Below are 17,749 nucleotides of genomic sequence, written 5' to 3' on the forward strand. Positions count from 1 at the left end.
TAGTCATAATATTTGGTTTATTTGGTTTTATAATTAACAATATTCTTTTTGGAGAAGAATTAATTGCATATCAAATATATAAGTAGGAAACTCAGAAAACTCATACCGAAAGGAATAAAACAGACTGGGAACATTCCCAATAATTGGGAATGTTCCCAAGACACTTAGCCTACTTAAATCATCCTTATCAGAAAATATTTAATTTATTGAGTAAAAACAAAAAAAATCAGCTGTCGTAATACCAACTGATTTTAGCTTAATCCACAGCTTATACTAAAAAAATTACTTTTTTTGATAGACCCTTACATAGTCTACTTCCATTTGTGTACCGTCAATAGCATCTGTAATATTTCCTGCCCAAGGAATTATGGCTAAACTTAACCATATCGGAGATGGACTCCAGCAGAATGTGTTCTTTTCTCTCCTGATTTCCTTACCATCAAAATAAAATACGAGTTCATCTTTTGTCCATTCTAAACCATAAGTATGAAACTCTTTCGCAAAATTATAGGTGCCTTTATCTAAATCAAACGAAGACATTTCTATCCATTTTTTGCCATCCCAATATTCAACTTTATAATTATTGATGAGACCTTGCCAGGTTCCATTTGATAACCAGCCATTCACAAACTTAATACAACCTATAGTTTTAGCTTCTGCAAATTCAAATTCTATCCATTTCTCGCCTTTTGCTTGAGAAGTCCATCTGGTTTCAAGTTTACCATCGAGCATATTTTCCTTGCTAAATGTAGTCCCCTCTTTATACTGACCACTTACGGTAATTTTAGTATCAGGTAATTTGTTAAAGTTTATTAAACCATCAGTAGGCTTATTACTAGTTAATAAATTTGGGTAACCATTAGGATTAACATTATAAATGTTAAATTCTCCAATATTAAAATGAGCATTATGCGTTGAAGTAAAACGTATTTTAGTGGTAGCGATAGGTATTTCTAATTGTATCGTATAATCTGGTCTTGTACCAAAATTGAAAGTCTTAGAATCAGAAGGGTGCCTTTGTTTACCATCTTTCATGTATAGATCGCTCCAATTATGAATATTGGTAGCTATCTCATTAGGGTAATGGCCTTCATTGATATCAATTTCAAACTTTTTACCTTCTTTAGGCTCAATACCTTTTGTCATTAACCAAAAGGAATTGTTAGTACCTTCTGCTGCTGCATATTTATATCTACACTCATAATATCCATACATAAATTGCTGTTTTGTCCAGATATTACCCGATGTCCAATTTTGTCCACCCCTTTGCTCTTTCTTATTGATGAGTTTTAAAGTACCATCACTAACGATAGCATTATCTCTCCATCTGCTTGATAGAATATGCCCGCTAGGACCATTTTGAGATTCCCATTCCTTATCTAAATTCTTATTTTCATAATCAAATTCATCGTTCCAAATCAACTTCCAATCTTTTGCATTCCCAGGAAGCATAGAGGGTGTGGATTTATCTGGTTGAGCTATACTCACAGAAGAGTTTATCACTAAAATTAAGGCAATAAAAAGTCTGTGGCTTAATCCATTAATCAGTTTCATGATATAAATTTTGGGTTATAAAATATTGAAGCTTATTTTACTTCAACCAACATGATATCGTCAAATAAAACTTCACTTACGCCTATAGCTATTGAAAATTTAGCTTCTGGATAATCCTTACCAGTAAATGGAATACTGATTTCTTGCCATTCGTTTACCTTTAAGTTTTTATTTCTGTAAGTTTCAGCTATATCTTGTTCTGCTTTAAAACCAGTAGTTGCATAAACTCTAATTTCTACTTCTCTTATTTTTGTTAAAGGTTTCACCCACATTTTTAGCTCGTACTTTTTACCTGCACTTAATGTAAATTTTTGGACTTTTGGTTCGGTATAGAAATAAGTTAAACTGCCTTCTTTAGAAACCAATTTAAGAGATGAACTACCCGTATGCCCGTCTTGATTTATCAATTGGGTATTTGTTCCAGAAAAATTCCAACCTATTTTACCTTGCTCAAAACTATTATTAATAGTAATTAAATTTTGTGCTTTTACTTCCGAAGCTGCTAAACTTAAACTTGAAGCAACCAATAATTTTAAAAATGCCTTTTTCATAATTATTTAATTTGTTTAATTGATTTATTTCTTTTGATAAATACGTACCCAATCTACATCCATACTTTTACCACTCATACTATCTTTTAAAGGACCAGCCCAATTAATGACAGCGGTACTAAAAAACGGCCATACTGGAAGATGTGCATTACAAACAGGTTTACGGTCTATTTCAACTCCATCAAAGTAAAAAATAAGTTCTTCTGGTGTCCACTCTAATGCATAAACATGGAAATCTTTGCTTAGATCTAAACCTGTGGCATATTTTTTACCGATACTCTCCTGCACACCTTGATTATTTTTTCCGGTATGTAATGTTGCGTTAATAAATTCGGGATAATGACCTTCATTGATATCTATTTCAAATGCTCTCTGACCTTTATTACCATCATAAAAGCCATTCATCCAAAAAGCCTGATTCAAACCAGAAGCCTCAGCATATTTGTATCTTGCTTCCCAATAACCATAAGCTTGTTTAAAAACATCTTTTTTAACACCTACATGAGCTGATGTCCATTCTTGACCACCACGTTGCTCTCTTTTTGTAACCAACTTTAACAAGCCATCAGTAACACTTACATTTTCTTTCCATCTGCTAGATAATATATGATGGCTTGGCCCGTTTTGAGAATCCCAAACATCCCAGTTTAACTGGTTGCCATCAAACTCATCTTGAAAAGTTAAACTCCATTGTTGGTTTACTGGAGGGCCTGTCCATATAAAATGCTCAGCAAACTTTTTCAAAATAAGCGTAACCTCTAATTTGGTTAAATTTTTACTCTTGTAAGTTTGGAGTTCATCAACAAAAATTGTTTTATTTAGAGCATCTATAGCCTGTTGCTGAGTAATATTTTTTGAATATTTAAAGGTCTTATCTAGCCATTCTAAATTTTTCGGACTAGATTTTAAAGCATTTGCCAATAATGATATTATAAAATTTATATCAGTTAGACTTTCAAGATTTATTTGTTTTGGATAAGGAATACTTATAAGCTTATTTAGGTAATCCAGAAACTCTCTTTTAGTTACTTTATTACTCACGCCAAAATTATCTGAACTATTAGATTTAACAATATTTCTTTTAACCATTATCCCAAAAGCTTCCCTTTGAGGATGATTTTCTAAATCTTTAAAATTATAAGCGTTTATTATTTTCATAACAGGTTTGACATCATTGGCGTTTACATAAATAGACTCCCAAACCCTGATAGTTGCATTTTCTTTGCTGTTAAGTATATCAAATCTTACCGCACCTGCCCTAGTACTTACGTTGGGCGTCCTCTTAATAAGCTTTACGTACTCTTTACCTTCACCAGCAAAATCATACTTACCTAAATATACCCAGCCCATATTTTTCTTAGTGAAATCTAGTTTCACAGAGTCTCTTTTACCATGATGAACTATTTCATAAAAAGCTTCAGGATCATCATTACCAAATGGAGAATAAACCTGATAAACATAAACTTCTATCTCTGCCTGTGCATATAATTTAGGATTCCACAAAGCTGTACTTCCAACTTTTCTGGAAACTATGGTAAATGGCTCCTTCTTAAGTGGACCTTTTAAAGCGCTCATCATCCAACTTCCTGTAATTTCAAAACCATCAACCGGAGTTATTTCTTTTAAATCGGTATTTTTAGGTTCTGGAAACAGAAAAGCATCCATGGGTTGTAAGCTATTTGCTTTTGTTTCTTTAACGAGGGTAAACTTAACTGTATTAACCCTAACCAAACTTCCATTAACTAAAGTTTTCACAAACTCAGTTCCATCAGCATTAAAGCTATACTCGCCTAAGGTTACCCAACCCGTTGGAGCACTCATGTTTACACTTTTTCTATCTATTGTACCTTCATGACCAATTAAAAACAAGGTTTGCTTATCATTACTTGGATGTGATGGTATCCAAACTGATATTTCATAAAGACCCGATTTTCGTAATTTTGGCGTCCAAGTAACTGTCGATAGCTCTGTATTAGACCATCTTGGTGGTGTATTTTCATAGCCTATGCCTGCTCCAGACAGCCAAGAACCTGTTTCTTTGTATCCTTCGTTTTGAAATTTTACAATATATTCTTGAGGGAAAATATTGAAGCTTACAAGGCTTAGTATTAATATGACGGATAATTGAAGCTTAATTCTCATATTTTATGCTGGCTTTTAATTTCACGCTCTTTACAATCGTATTTTTTTGGAGCTTTAAAATCGCAAAAGAAACGGCCGATTTATTAATGTTATAATTGACTATGCCTTTATCAGTTTCGCAAATCAGTTCATAAGAAATCGCGTTTTTTATAGATTTAAAACTCACCAATAGCTTATCATCTTGCTGAGTAAAACCATGAACATAGGTATCCTTTTTAAATTCGCCCGCATAAGGTGTCACACTCATCACTTCGCTCCATTGATTTGCCGTTGGATAAAAAACCGGACTTCTAGAAATTTGATAATAATAGGTTTGTCCATTTTTTAGATTTGGAACCCTCATCATACTGAAATTATTAGTGCTGATGGTTTTCCAACTTTCCACATCTTTCTCTGAAATTCCATATCTAATTTTGTAGAGCGCATCGGAATAATAATGGCTGTAACCTACAGCAAAAGCTTCTGACGCCGCTTGTGATTGCCAAATAATTGGAGGAAGACTATTAAAGCCCGCTTCAGGCTTAAATATTTTAATTTCTGATGCTTTACTTTCTCCAAAACTATTAGTAGCGGTTAACCAAATTTTATAGGTTTTACCAATGATAAGTTGATTAAGGTCTACATAATGATCAGTGGTTGACTCGGTAGACTTCACTACCCCATCTGTTTCATAATAAGCCTTATAAGTTATTGCAAATTCATCTCTATCAAAAATGATTCTGGCTGCATTTGACGCTGTAATAAAATGTTTAATTTGAGGCGTTAATGGTTCTCTAAAAAACACCACAGTATCTTTAACACTATATCCGGTTGATGATAAAAGTGATACTTTTAAACATACTGCCGTTGATGAAGACCATTTAATTAAAGACTTTACAGCAGCATCACCTGGTTTAATGTCTTTTAAGGCTATAAATCCAGTTTTTAGATTGATATGATTTACATCTCTAAGTTCCCAAACTAAATTATACCCTTTCAAAGTATATGCTGGAATATCTTGTTTACTACGAGGTTCTAAAGATATTTCTGCCTCTTCATTCTTAACTTTTATAGCGATAGCCTTTACAGGAGCGTAAAAGTTTTGCATCTGTCTAAAAGCTCTTTTCTTATTCCTATAAACATCTACAATGCCCCATTGCCTATTTTGATGAACCGGAGTAGCTGTTGCTAAGTTTGGAGACTGATAGGTGCTCCTATAATCATTAAATGTCCAGATAGAATAGCCAATGAGATTATTTTTATCGCTTAGCTTATCAACCATTAAAGACTTAAATAGCGTATTATTTGGCGTATCGTAAATCAAATTATCTGCATGACCACCATACTCCGACATGAAAATAGCTTTATCAGGATAGCGTTTGGTAAGTTCATCCACGGCTTTTTCATAATTACCATATTTATTGATATGAACTATATCTCCAAATTGTGCGGCATCATTATCTTGATAATCAGCAGTATGAGACACATAAGCAACTAATCTTGTGCTATCTAACTCTTTTTTAATGTAAGAGATGATGTTTTTTGTATAGTCATTTACATCTGGAAACTCTTTAAGATTTCCATTCTCGTTACCTACACTCCAACCAATAATACAAGGATGATTAAAACTTTGTTGAATAAGTTTTTGAGCAAAAATTTTAGGTTCCTCACTTTTTCCGTTCATAAACTGAGGCCAATTATTAAATTCTGAGATGATGAGCATCCCAACTTCATCTAAATAATTAAGTACATCATTAGGAAGAGGACGATGTGAAAGTCTAGCCATGTTTGCTCCTGCGGCTTTCATCAAATCTATATCTTCTTTATACCTGTAAGCAGGTAAAACGCTTCCAGTAGCTCTATCATCTGCTACCCAATTATAACCGGCTAGTTTTATTTGCTCTCCATTAAGATAAAGCTGTTGATTTTTAATTTCTACCTTTCTAATTCCAAACCTATCTGTTAAACTTCCTATATCCGTTTTAGCGTATGAAAGCGTTAATTTACTTTCATATAAATTTGGATGGTCGAAATGCCATAATTTCAAGGATTTAGCGTTTATAGTATGTTTCAATAAAACTTTAATTTCTGATTGTGCTGGTATGTTAATACCCTTTTTATTGCTTTTGACAGCTTCTTTACCTTCTAAACTAATGAGCTGATTTAAGTTAACAAGCTCGTTTTTAGAGGAGTTATTTTTAATAAAAATAGCAGTTTGTACAGTAGCAGTTTGTTTGTTTAAATCTGGCTGAGCTATAATTTCTTGACGATGAATAAAAACTGGGTTTCTTTGAGATACTTTTACAAATCGTCTGATGCCACCCCAACTCCAATAAGCTCCCCATCCTAAAGTATTATCTATTTCCAAAGTGATTTGATGATTTTCATCAGTAGACAATAAATCTGTTACATCAAAATCTTCCAGATAATTACCTGCTAAAACATAGCCTACTTTTTTACCATCAATGTAAAGGGTATAGCTCATCCCTATCTCGCCAAGCTCTATAAAAACTCTTTTATTTTTATCTAAACGATTTAAAGTAAAATCTTTTCTGTACCAGGCCTTACCTTTAAAATTGGCATATTCGTTTTGCAAATCCCACAGGTGCGGAACTTGTACCAACTCCCAAGAGCTATCATCAAAAACTTTAGAAAACCATTTTTGCTGCTCGCCCAATTGATTAGGATCTGTTTTAAAGCGCCAATCAGATTTTAAATTAAGCTCTTGAGCAAAACTTAAAAAAGTTTGTATAAAGCAAAAGAGTACTAAAAGATAAACCTTAACCCTCATCATCATGTTATTTTTTTCTTGAAACGTAAATAATCCATAAAGCGGCAACAAAAATTACAGCGCCAACAGTTGATACTATAGTGGCATAATTATTTGCTAAATAGCCCAAAATACTGATACCTATCCCTACAAAAGCCATAGACAAACCTATTACCCTTACACCAAATAAATTCTGACTAACAGCTTCATCATGAGTTTCTTGAGATACAGCAACTGATACATTAACCTCTTGCTGCATAGCTAAATATTTTCCGGAAACCAGATTTTTAGATTTATAGTAAAATTCAAATACCAGCATTACAAAGGTTGGAATACCCATACCTAAAGCAGTTTCCCATGCTCTATTGAGCTTTAAGTCTAGTAAAGAAGGGCTTATCACTTTAAAGAAAAAGTTAATACTTAAGGCCAATAAGGTTGCCGTTACAACAGCCAAGCCTGTAGATCTTTTAGAGAATAAACTCCAAATGATAGGTGCAAAAAGAGCTCCACCTGCTATAGAAGCTGTACTTAAAACTACTTCTACAATACCGCCTGCGCTTGGTATCCAAATGGCTACTAAAATGGTAAGAATGCCAAATAATAAGGTAAAAAATCGGGCTATAAAAATAACTTCTTTATCACCAGCTGCGGGTCTTATTAAATTTTTATAAATATCTTGTGCAAATACTGTAGCGGCCATATTAATAGTGGTATTTGCTTTACTAGATGTTGCAGAAATCATCCCAGCTAAAACCAAACCTATTAAACCTGCTGGCATAACGGTTTGTATCAACATCATGTAAGCACCTTCTGTTTCTAAACCTGTTAAAGATGGATTGATGATTCTATAAATCATCGGTGGCAGCATCCAAATAAGCGGGCTAAACAAGTATAAAATGGTAAAAATACCTGATACCTTTTTAGCATTCTTAACATCAGAAACACTTGTGTAACGCTGTACATAAGACCAATTGCCTCCTATATAAAAGGTTTGATAAGCAATAAAAGCCAGCATAAACTCAAAAGTATATTCCTGATTAAAAGGCTCAAAAAATCCTGTTGGAGCTTTCTCTATCAGGTTTGATATACCACCGATATTGTCTAAAGCAATAGGAATAACAATAATAACAGCTGCTGATAGTATTACAAATTGCACTACATCTGTTACCAAAACAGCCCATAAACCACCAGCTGCGGTATATAAAACAATAATTAAACCTATACCAATGATACATTCGTTTAATGTAAAAGGTGTAGCTACATATACCATTTTACCCACCGGATATAAAACTGCAGCTGTAGTAAATAAGCTTAAAAGTAAAGTTAAGTAAGTGTAAAACTGCTTTTCTTTAGATCCAAACCTTTTCCCCATATACTCAGCAGCAGTAGCAACACCTGTTTTCTTCCATTTTCCGGCAATAAAAATGGTTACAATTAAGCCACTTATGGCCATGGTAAGTTGTATCACATTAGCAACTAAACCGCTACTGTAAGCTATAGAACCCCAAACTACAAAAGTTCCAGCAGAGAAATAACTGATAAAAAGTGATAAGCCGTTAATCCACCATGGTGTCTCACCTCCTGCTTCAAAAAATGCCTGTCCGCTTTTACTTCCTACTCTAGTAAACGTTAAGCCTATAGCAAAAATGAGTAAGGCAAAAACTGCCATTACCACAAAATCTAGTTGCGCCATTAATGTATATGTTTATAATTTAAGTTTAATTATGCTTTATAACATCTTACTCCAAACAAAGATGCAGGCACCTGTGGAGATGGGTGTTGTAAAATTATATGTAATGAAGATGTTTGCAAAACTTCTTCAAAACGAATGGTATTTACAGTTTGATAATTATCTTTTTTCTCAAAAACTACTAAACCTTTATCATCTTTGATGATATAATTTCTTACACAAAATGGCATAACATCTTCTGGATGCCCCATCAATACGCTTTCCATCGGATGGTCAAAATCGGTATCAAAAAATAAATCTATTTGTTTGATAGCCTCAGGCTTTTCCCAAGTTATGGTTATGGATGGTTTTTCATCCGTTAAAGATGCTACCCAAGCGTTAGGCTGTACAGACGGCCTATAAATACCTGTTTTTATATTTTCTTTATCAAAAGCTGTTATTGAAGGGTCAAATCTTAAAGCTAAGTTATGGCCTTCTGGTCTTCTCTGCGGACACCAAAATTCAAATTCATCTACACCAATATCTTCTGAAGGTGTTTGTTTTCCAAAATTGGATACTGCCTTGTTAACCGCGTTGAAAACAGATAAGACTCCGGTTATTCTCTTTTCTGAAAAATAAATTTTAAGCTCTGGATTCTTTTTAAAAACAATAAAAGCGTATTGCTCTTGAGTTATTGTTTCATCAAAATCTATCAAGACTTCTTGTTGGCCAGCTTTAACAGCGATGGTTTTGCTTTGTAAGATATCATCAGGGGTAAAATTTCCTAGTTTAGTACTTAATCTTAATTCTACTTCCAAATGAGTATCAGCCATGGCATATACTTGGAGGTACATACTTGGAATACGACCAACCTTTAGAGGTACCATTTGCGCCATAGACCAATCCATACTCTTTAATATATCTGCAGATAGACTATCTAAACTTAGCGTACTTGATACAGCAATTTGAGAAGATTGAACCAAATCATCTTGAGCTTGATGTAGAACACCAGGAATATGATGACCTGTTTTTAAAAGCTCTTGCTGCAATTCTTCAAGATGATTTTTCTCTAAGATTTCTTTTGGTGATACTTTATGTTTTAAAGCAATTTTAGCAGCCATACCAATTGCCTGGCCAATATGTGCGCCAGTTGCCATTACCCTAGTAGAAGCAAAAGCCACATGGGTTGCGCTAATAATTCTTCCTGCTAAAAACAAGTTACTAATATTTTTACTGTATAAACTCCTAAATGGAATTTGATAAACACCTTTAGCATGCCATTGATTACAACCTGGCTTTTCACTAAAAACGCCATCTGCTGGGTGTAAATCAATAGACCAACCGCCATAAGCAACAGCATCAAAATGTGTTCTTTGCTCAACAACATCTTGTTGTTTGATGATATAATCACCTTCAAATCTTCTGCTTTCTCTCTTACCAGGGATGGCACCAACCCATTCTAAAGTTAAGTTTTCTGCATCAGGAAAATTGCCTGAATTTTTGATATAATTCCATACACCATAAACAACCTTCCATAATTCCCATTTAATTTCTTCAGTATCATGAACGGTATCTAGCCTGCCTCCGTATTCTAACCACCATAGCCTACAGCCATAATCTTTAGAGCTAAAATTTCTAAAACGTGGAATTTTGGTAATATCAGTTAAAGCAAATTCGGGCGGACTAAACTTTACTGGCTTACCCACATCTTTGCTGTAGAAATAAATACTATGACCAAGAAGCTCACCATATTCTTTTGCAGGCGCAAATTTCTCCCCAAACTCTTCCATACTTTCTGCGCCCATTCTAAAAGCCGCACCAGAAAGGAAACCTATAATTCCGTCTCCAGATGCATCACAATAATAATTAGCTTTAAACTCATACTCGGTAGAGTTTTGGCTACAAAATGCTTTTACTGATGATATTTCTTGAGGAGAAGATTTATCTAAATCGTAAACTACTGTATTCAAAAACAATTGAATATTAGGTTCAGAAACAACTTTATCAAGTAAGATGGTATCAAATATTAAAGGATTTCCTTCTTTATTCTTATATGTGTTCTCTACTAATATTTCATCTATAACACCACCTTCTCTAGACCAACGATTGTTATTACCTAAGTGTGAAGTTGCACCTAAAATCCATAACCTAACCTCGCTACTAGAATTACCTCCCAGAACCGGACGATCTTGTACTAAAACTACTTTAACACCTACCCTAGCAGCTGTAATAGCAGCACAAACTCCTGACAGTCCACCTCCAACAACTAATAAATCAGCTTGGATTGTTTTTTTTAACAAACTCCGTTTTATCTCAGAATCTCCCTTAATCATATAATTTGAATCTATTTAGGTTTTGGTTTAATAACCTTAAGCTTATTTGTTCAAATCTATTTTATATCACCTATAAAAAATCATGTTTAGAAAGAAGCTGAAATTTGGGAACATTCCCAATTACGGGAACATTCCCAATTGAAAATTTTTATTCTCTACTATTTCTGTCCCAATTAAAAGAGAACAATTAAGTTTTTAAACTAAATTTAGCTAACCAATTATAACTATATTCAAAATGAAAAGTCGTCAGGTAACCATTATAGATATTGCTAAGGCTTTAAATATCTCTAAATCTACGGTATCTAGAGCTCTTACAAATCATCCCAATATTAATCCTGAAACTAAAAAGGCAGTGTTAGAACTTGCGCAGGAAATGGATTATCAAAGGAATATGCTATCCATTAGTTTGGTTACTAATAAAACCAATACTATTGGCATTATAGTACCAGAATTGGTGAACTCTTATTTCTCCAGAGTGATTATAGGCAGTCAAGAAGCTGCTTATAGAGCTGGCTATAATGTTATTATTTGCCAATCTAATGAGAATTATGACCAAGAAATTAGCAATGTTAATATTATGCTAAGTAGCCGGGTTGATGGTGTATTGGTATCTATGACAAAAGAAACTCGAAATTTTGATCATCTTAAAAGATTTGAAAAAAAAGGAATTCCCATTGTATTTTTTAATCGTGTTTGCGATGAGATGATAGTTCCTAAAGTTATTGTTGATGATTTTGAGGGTGCATTTAAATTAACCGAACATCTAATAGAAATAGGAAAAAGACGGATAGCGCATCTAGCTGGTCCAGACAATCTCATCATCAGTAGAAAAAGGAAAGAAGGTTATCTAGCCGCTTTAAAAAAGCATCAAATAGACATTGATGAGGAATTGATTATCCCTTATGATTTAAATCTAGATAAAGTTAAAATTTATGTCAACCACTTAATTAATTTACCTAATAAACCAGATGCTATTTTTGCTATTAATGATCCTACCGCTATAGAAGTTATTCAGATACTTAAATCTAAAAAAATAAGAATACCAACAGATATCGCCGTAGCTGGCTTTAGTAATGATAATTATTCGGCCTTTATAGACCCTCCTTTAACAACAGTTGCGCAACCTGTAGAGGAAATAGGGAAAGTTGCTACAGAACTTTTGATAGACCAAATTAATAGAGATGTTAAAGACTGGAAAGCTATCACTAAGATGCTTGATACTCAACTGGTTATTAGAAATTCTACTCAATAATTTTCTTACAACAGGAAACATAAACATGATATAGATGATTAATCTCTTATATTGAGGATCATATTAAATGATAAAAACCCTTGGATTATGGAGATTGTTTGTAAATCTCGAATAAACCAAAGGTTTCTATAAATTATGCAAACAACTGTTTAAGCTACTTTTAAATTATCCGTTATAAGTTGAGTTTCTGATACCTGAAGAACTTCAACTTTTTCATTTTTAGCTGATTTCTTACTTAGTATATTAAGATAAACATATCCAGCGCCTGCTGATATTAATGATGCTATCAAAATACAGAATTTAGCTTCTAGCTGAAATAAAGGTGATGAAAATGATAAGAGCGATACAAAAATAGACATGGTAAAACCTATTCCGCCCAACATCCCAACACCTATAACCTGTTTCCAGCTCGCTAATCTTGGTTTTTTAGCTACTTTAAGTTTTACTGCAATCCAAGAAGCTAGAGTAATACCAAGAGGTTTTCCGATAAATAAACCAGCTATGATACCTAAACCTAAAGGACTAAATACCCCATCTAACATTGCTGATTCAAACCTAATATTGGTATTCACAAATGCGAACAAAGGAATAATCACATAACCTACTGGTTTGCTTAAAGCATGTTCTAATTTTTCCATTGGAGAATATTTTCTTTTCTCGCTTGTTGCAGGAATGGCAATAGCTGTTAGTACACCTGCGATAGTAGCGTGTATACCGCTATGATGTATAAAGTACCATAAAGCTAAACCTGGTATGATATAAAATACTACTTTTCTAACACCAAAATAATTTAAAGACATTTGGAAAGCAAAAACACCTAAAGCTAATAATAAGTAGTTAAAATGAATATCTGAAGTATAAAATAAAGCAATTACTACGATGGCTCCTAAATCATCTACAATAGCTAAAGCTGTTAAAAATATCTTCAAGGAGTTTGGAACTCTGTTCCCTAAAACAGCTAATATTCCAATAGCAAAAGCAATGTCTGTAGCCATTGGAATTCCCCATCCTCCTTCTGTTTTTGCACCATAATTAAACAAAAAATATAACGTTGCTGGCATTAACATACCACCTAATGCCGCTATAATAGGTAAAAAAGCTTGTTTAACAGATTTTAACTCTCCATCTACTATTTCCCTCTTTATTTCTAGCCCTACATATAGAAAAAAAACAGCCATCAGACCATCATTTATCCAACTTAAGGTGCTATATTTTAAATCTAATCCAAAACCTTCAAAACCAAATTCAAAATTTAATAAGTTAATTAAATAATCACCTAATAAGGTGTTAGCTACTAAAATAGAAAGAACCATACATAAAATAAGTATAATCCCACCTTTAGACTCAGCTTCTATGAATTTTTTATAGATATTTTGGCTTAATTTTCTCATTTCTCTATAATTTTAATGTTTATATTGATTTTTTCATTACAAATAAACAAAAATTTCATAAAAAATACTCAACAAACCCATTAATACAATAATTTTTATTAAAATAACAAAAAAATAAAACAAAAAAAGCTAGAAATTCTAGCTTTTTCAAAATTATACTTGTAAAATTTCAATTTTTAAACTTCTTGCTGCTGTTTTGCTATAGAGTTTAACACAAAAAAACCCAATATACCGGCTAAAACAGAAGCTATGAGGATAGAAAACTTAGCTTGTATCTGGTAATCATGCTCAGAAAATGATAATAATGCTATAAAAATAGACATGGTAAAACCAATACCTGCCAATAAACTTAATCCCAAAATTTGTTGCCATCTAGCACCTAAGGGTAAACTGCTTATTTTCATTTTTACTGCTATAAAAGACATCAGCATAATGCCTAACGGTTTACCAATTAACAATCCTATAATTATACCTAAGCTTAATGGACTTGTAAGGCCATCTAACATGGTAGATTCGAACTTGATATTTGTATTGGCTAATGCAAATATGGGCATAATTAAAAAATTTACTGGCTTGACCAATACATGTTCTAACTTCTCTAAAGGAGATTCTTTATCATCTTCTGTAGTAGGTAGAAAAAATGCTGTTAAAACACCTGCAATTGTTGCATGAACGCCAAAACCATGAACAAAGTACCATAAAAATGCCCCTGGAATGATGTACATCCAGATCTTTTGTACATTGAAGTAATTAAGTAAAAACAATATGGCTAAAACTCCTAAAATATAGGGCAAATAGCTTAAATGTAATTCTTCAGTATAAAAAAACGCAATAACAAGTATTGCTCCCAAGTCATCTACAATAGCTAAAGCAGTTAAAAATATCTTTAGTGATAAGGGCACCTTATTTCCTAGTAAAGAAATTACAGCTATGGCAAAAGCTATATCTGTAGCCATAGGGATACCCCAACCGTGTAATGTTGGCGCAGATGAATTGATGAGTGTATAAATTAAAGCTGGCGCTAACATTCCACCTATGGCAGCAAAAATAGGTAAGCTTGCTTGTTTAATAGATGATAACTCTCCTTCTACCAGCTCTCTTTTAATTTCTAAGCCCACTAAAAGAAAAAACACCGCCATTAAGCCATCATTAATCCATAACAATACAGGATATTGTAAATGAATATTTTCAGAATGATAACCTATTTGTGTATTTAACAAAGCTTCTAATGCAGGACCTACAGCTGTATTAGCCAAAATCAGAGATATGATTACGCATACCATCAAGAGTATTCCTCCGGCAGATTGAGATTCGAAAAAATTTTTAAAGATTTTTAAATTAATAAGTTTCGGCATATTAAGTAATTTTTGATGAAAATTAAGGGCTACAGAAATTCGGCTAAATCTCCTTTTCCTTCACGGATGATGTCAAACTCGCCATCAAAACAGCTCACAACTGTAGAAGCTATATTATCGCCATAGCCACCATCTATAACCAAATCAACCTGATCTTTATATTTTTCGTAAATCAATTCCGGATCTGTTGAGTATTCAATAATATCATCATCATCATGAATAGATGTAGAGACTATAGGATTACCCAGCTCTTTTACAATACAGCGGGCTATAAGATTATCAGGAACACGGATACCTACTGTTTTTTTCTGACTAGATAAAAGCTTTGGAACTTTATTACTTGCATTAAAAATAAAGGTAAATGGCCCTGGTAAAGCCTTTTTTAAAACTCTAAAAGTGGTATTGTCTATGGGTTTAATATAATCTGATATATGGCTTAAATCGTAACAGATGAAAGAAAAATTGGCTTTTTCGGGTTTTATCCCTCTTAAACGAGCAATTTTTTCTATGGCTTTGCTGTTGGTAATATCGCAACCTAATCCGTAAACAGTATCTGTTGGGTAAATGATAATTCCACCTTTTTTTAACACTTGTACTACTTGTTCAATTGCTTTTTCGTTTGGATTTTCCTCGTAAATACGTAACAGCATGGTATTCTTCCTTATTTAAAACAAAACTGATTGTATAGTATGCTATACAATTTTTATGCCTATAAACGCATAAAAGCTGCATTTAAAGGTGTAAAAAGCTATTTTTTTATTTAGTAGCCTTAAATATTTAGCTAAAATACTCTTTTAAGAGTTAGAATGGCATAGTATTCGTATTTGTGTTAACAAATCTAAAATTAAAATTATGAAAACTATGATAACTGAAGCAGCTAAAGATATAATAAGAAAGTTTGACCAGGAATTGTTCTCTATTTTAAGAGAAGATGTTAAAAAATTCCGTCAAAACCATCAAGATAATATGATAAATTTTAATACCAAAAGGTTTGACATGGAGCTAAAGCAAATTTTAGCAACCGAGTTAGAACAATTTAGGAAAAGAAATGCTACTACTTTAGTTAAAGTAAGTTAATAAAGCTATTCACTCTATCATATCATATCATATATCAAGTAATCATATCATCCTTAAAAATGATTACTTAACATGAAACGAAGAAGGCCAGATTTTCATCCGGCCTTCTTTATTAAAATTAAAATTCTACATTTTTTGGAAAACGAGGAAATGGAATTACATCCCGTATATTAGTCATACCGGTTACAAAAAGAACTAACCTTTCGAAACCTAGACCAAAACCAGCGTGTGGTGCACTACCAAAACGACGCGTATCTAAGTACCAATATAATTCATCTTGCGGGATACCCAGTTCTTGCATACGTTGGGTTAATTTATCTAATCTTTCTTCTCTTTGCGAACCTCCTACAATCTCCCCTATCCCTGGGAATAAAATATCCATAGCAGCAACGGTTTTTTTACCATTAATTTCCTCATCATTTTGTCTCATGTAAAATGATTTGATATCTGCCGGATAGTTAGTTAATATTACTGGCTTTTTGAAATGCTTTTCTACCAAATACCTTTCGTGTTCACTTTGTAAATCAGCACCCCACTCATCAATAATATAATTAAATTGCTTTTTTTGGTTTGGCTTAGAGCGTTTTAAAATCTCTATAGCTTCTGTATAAGTTAGGCGCTCAAAATTGTTGTTTAAGCAAAAGTTTAACTTTTCTAACAGGTTAAACTCACTTCGCTCTGCTTGTGGTTTATTTTTTTCTTCTTCTAACAAACGGTTTTTCAGAAATTCTAATTCATCTTTACAGTTATTTAATGCGTGTTTGATGACATATTTGAGCAAGTCTTCTGCCAGGTTCATATTGTCTTCAATATCAGCGAAAGCTACTTCAGGCTCTATCATCCAAAACTCTGCTAAGTGTCTGGTGGTATTAGAGTTTTCTGCTCTAAAAGTTGGCCCAAATGTATAAATCTCCCCTAAAGCCATCGCACCAAGCTCGCCTTCTAACTGACCAGAAACGGTTAAATTAGCTGAGCGACCGAAGAAATCTTCTTTAAAGTTTACTTCACCAGTTTCTGTACGTGGGGTTTTATCAAAATCTAAAGTGGTTACTCTAAACATTTCACCGGCACCTTCTGCATCAGAAGCCGTGATGATTGGCGTATGTAAATAAACAAATCCTCTATCATGAAAAAATTGATGTATGGCAAAAGCTAAATGGTGCCTGATTTTAAATACCGCATTAAAGGTGTTGGTACGAAAACGTAAGTGCGCAATTTCTCTTAAAAACTCTAAGCTGTGTTTTTTAGGCTGCAGCGGGAATTTCTCTGCATCACTTTCTCCTAAAATTTCTACTGAGCTTGCCTTGACTTCTACCGTTTGGCCTTTACCTAAAGACTCAATTAATTTACCCGTAATTTTTAAAGCTGCACCTGTAGTAATTTTCTTTAATATTTCATCCGGAGTTCGTTCAAAATCAACTACTACCTGCAAATTGGCCATACAAGAGCCATCATTTAAAGCAATAAATTGGTTATTTCTAAACGTTTTTACCCAACCCATTACTATTACCTCTTCGCCAAATGTGGTAGCTGCTAGCAAATTTTTAACTTTTTCTCTCTTAATCATATTCAATCGGATGTTTTTGATAAAGGCCAAAAATACAAACCTTTCTGTTAATTAAAACAACAAATAGAACTATTAAGAAAGTTAAAGCCTACAGGTGTTAATTTTTGTT

At 33.2% G+C, this 17,749-nt stretch carries 12 protein-coding genes; 2 read left to right on the forward strand and 10 right to left on the reverse strand.

The genetic code is table 11. The features are described 5' to 3' along the window. Window positions 1-282 precede the first annotated feature (282 nt). Genes H510_RS0104175 through H510_RS0104200 form a run of 6 tightly spaced genes read right to left on the reverse strand, consistent with a single transcriptional unit; the run spans window position 283 to window position 10,965 of the window. The gene (locus tag H510_RS0104175; RefSeq protein ID WP_036691863.1) at window positions 283-1,554 is read right to left on the reverse strand and encodes a family 16 glycosylhydrolase; all 1,272 of its coding nucleotides are present in this window, start codon (window positions 1,552-1,554) and stop codon (window positions 283-285) included. A 32-nt stretch (window positions 1,555-1,586) separates the two neighbouring features. Next, window positions 1,587-2,105: a carbohydrate binding domain-containing protein gene (locus H510_RS0104180; protein WP_026903159.1), complete on the reverse strand. Its 519-nt coding sequence runs from the start codon at window positions 2,103-2,105 to the stop codon at window positions 1,587-1,589. A 24-nt stretch (window positions 2,106-2,129) separates the two neighbouring features. Continuing rightward, window positions 2,130-4,247, reverse strand: a complete 2,118-nt coding sequence (locus H510_RS0104185) for a golvesin C-terminal-like domain-containing protein (RefSeq protein WP_026903160.1) — start codon at window positions 4,245-4,247, stop codon at window positions 2,130-2,132. Beyond that, entirely contained in the window at window positions 4,237-7,023 is a 2,787-nt protein-coding gene (locus tag H510_RS0104190) for a glycoside hydrolase family 2 (protein WP_036691866.1), read from the reverse strand. The genes H510_RS0104185 and H510_RS0104190 overlap by 11 nt, the downstream gene beginning before the upstream one ends. 1 nt (window position 7,024) lies before the next feature. Beyond that, window positions 7,025-8,689, reverse strand: a complete 1,665-nt coding sequence (locus H510_RS0104195) for a sodium:solute symporter family protein (RefSeq protein WP_026903162.1) — start codon at window positions 8,687-8,689, stop codon at window positions 7,025-7,027. Between the two features lie 29 nt (window positions 8,690-8,718). Then, the gene (locus H510_RS0104200) at window positions 8,719-10,965 is read right to left on the reverse strand and encodes an FAD-dependent oxidoreductase (RefSeq protein ID WP_245584787.1); all 2,247 of its coding nucleotides are present in this window, start codon (window positions 10,963-10,965) and stop codon (window positions 8,719-8,721) included. A gap of 268 nt (window positions 10,966-11,233) precedes the next feature. Between H510_RS0104200 and H510_RS0104205 the strand changes: the two genes are divergently transcribed. Next, window positions 11,234-12,250 (forward strand): LacI family DNA-binding transcriptional regulator, encoded by a 1,017-nt coding sequence (locus H510_RS0104205; protein WP_026903164.1) that lies wholly within the window; start codon window positions 11,234-11,236, stop codon window positions 12,248-12,250. A gap of 149 nt (window positions 12,251-12,399) precedes the next feature. On the opposite strand, the gene nhaA (H510_RS18240) is transcribed toward H510_RS0104205, so the two are convergent. The 3 genes from nhaA (H510_RS18240) to H510_RS0104220 all read right to left on the reverse strand — a co-directional run bounded on the left by nhaA (H510_RS18240) (window position 12,400) and on the right by H510_RS0104220 (window position 15,646). Further along, entirely contained in the window at window positions 12,400-13,641 is a 1,242-nt protein-coding gene (gene nhaA, locus H510_RS18240) for a Na+/H+ antiporter NhaA (protein ID WP_081659184.1), read from the reverse strand. A 176-nt stretch (window positions 13,642-13,817) separates the two neighbouring features. After that, window positions 13,818-14,996, reverse strand: a complete 1,179-nt coding sequence (nhaA, locus tag H510_RS0104215) for a Na+/H+ antiporter NhaA (RefSeq protein WP_026903165.1) — start codon at window positions 14,994-14,996, stop codon at window positions 13,818-13,820. A gap of 29 nt (window positions 14,997-15,025) precedes the next feature. Beyond that, window positions 15,026-15,646: an L-threonylcarbamoyladenylate synthase gene (locus H510_RS0104220; RefSeq protein ID WP_026903166.1), complete on the reverse strand. Its 621-nt coding sequence runs from the start codon at window positions 15,644-15,646 to the stop codon at window positions 15,026-15,028. A gap of 202 nt (window positions 15,647-15,848) precedes the next feature. Between H510_RS0104220 and H510_RS0104225 the strand changes: the two genes are divergently transcribed. Then, entirely contained in the window at window positions 15,849-16,073 is a 225-nt protein-coding gene (locus H510_RS0104225; protein WP_026903167.1) for a hypothetical protein, read from the forward strand. Between the two features lie 118 nt (window positions 16,074-16,191). Here the strand turns inward: H510_RS0104225 and asnS are convergent, their stop codons facing one another. Continuing rightward, window positions 16,192-17,640 (reverse strand): asparagine--tRNA ligase, encoded by a 1,449-nt coding sequence (gene asnS, locus H510_RS0104230; protein ID WP_026903168.1) that lies wholly within the window; start codon window positions 17,638-17,640, stop codon window positions 16,192-16,194. Window positions 17,641-17,749: the final 109 nt, after the last annotated feature.

This window comes from Pedobacter glucosidilyticus DSM 23534 (assembly GCF_000425145.1).
Lineage (GTDB): Bacteria > Bacteroidota > Bacteroidia > Sphingobacteriales > Sphingobacteriaceae > Pseudopedobacter > Pseudopedobacter glucosidilyticus.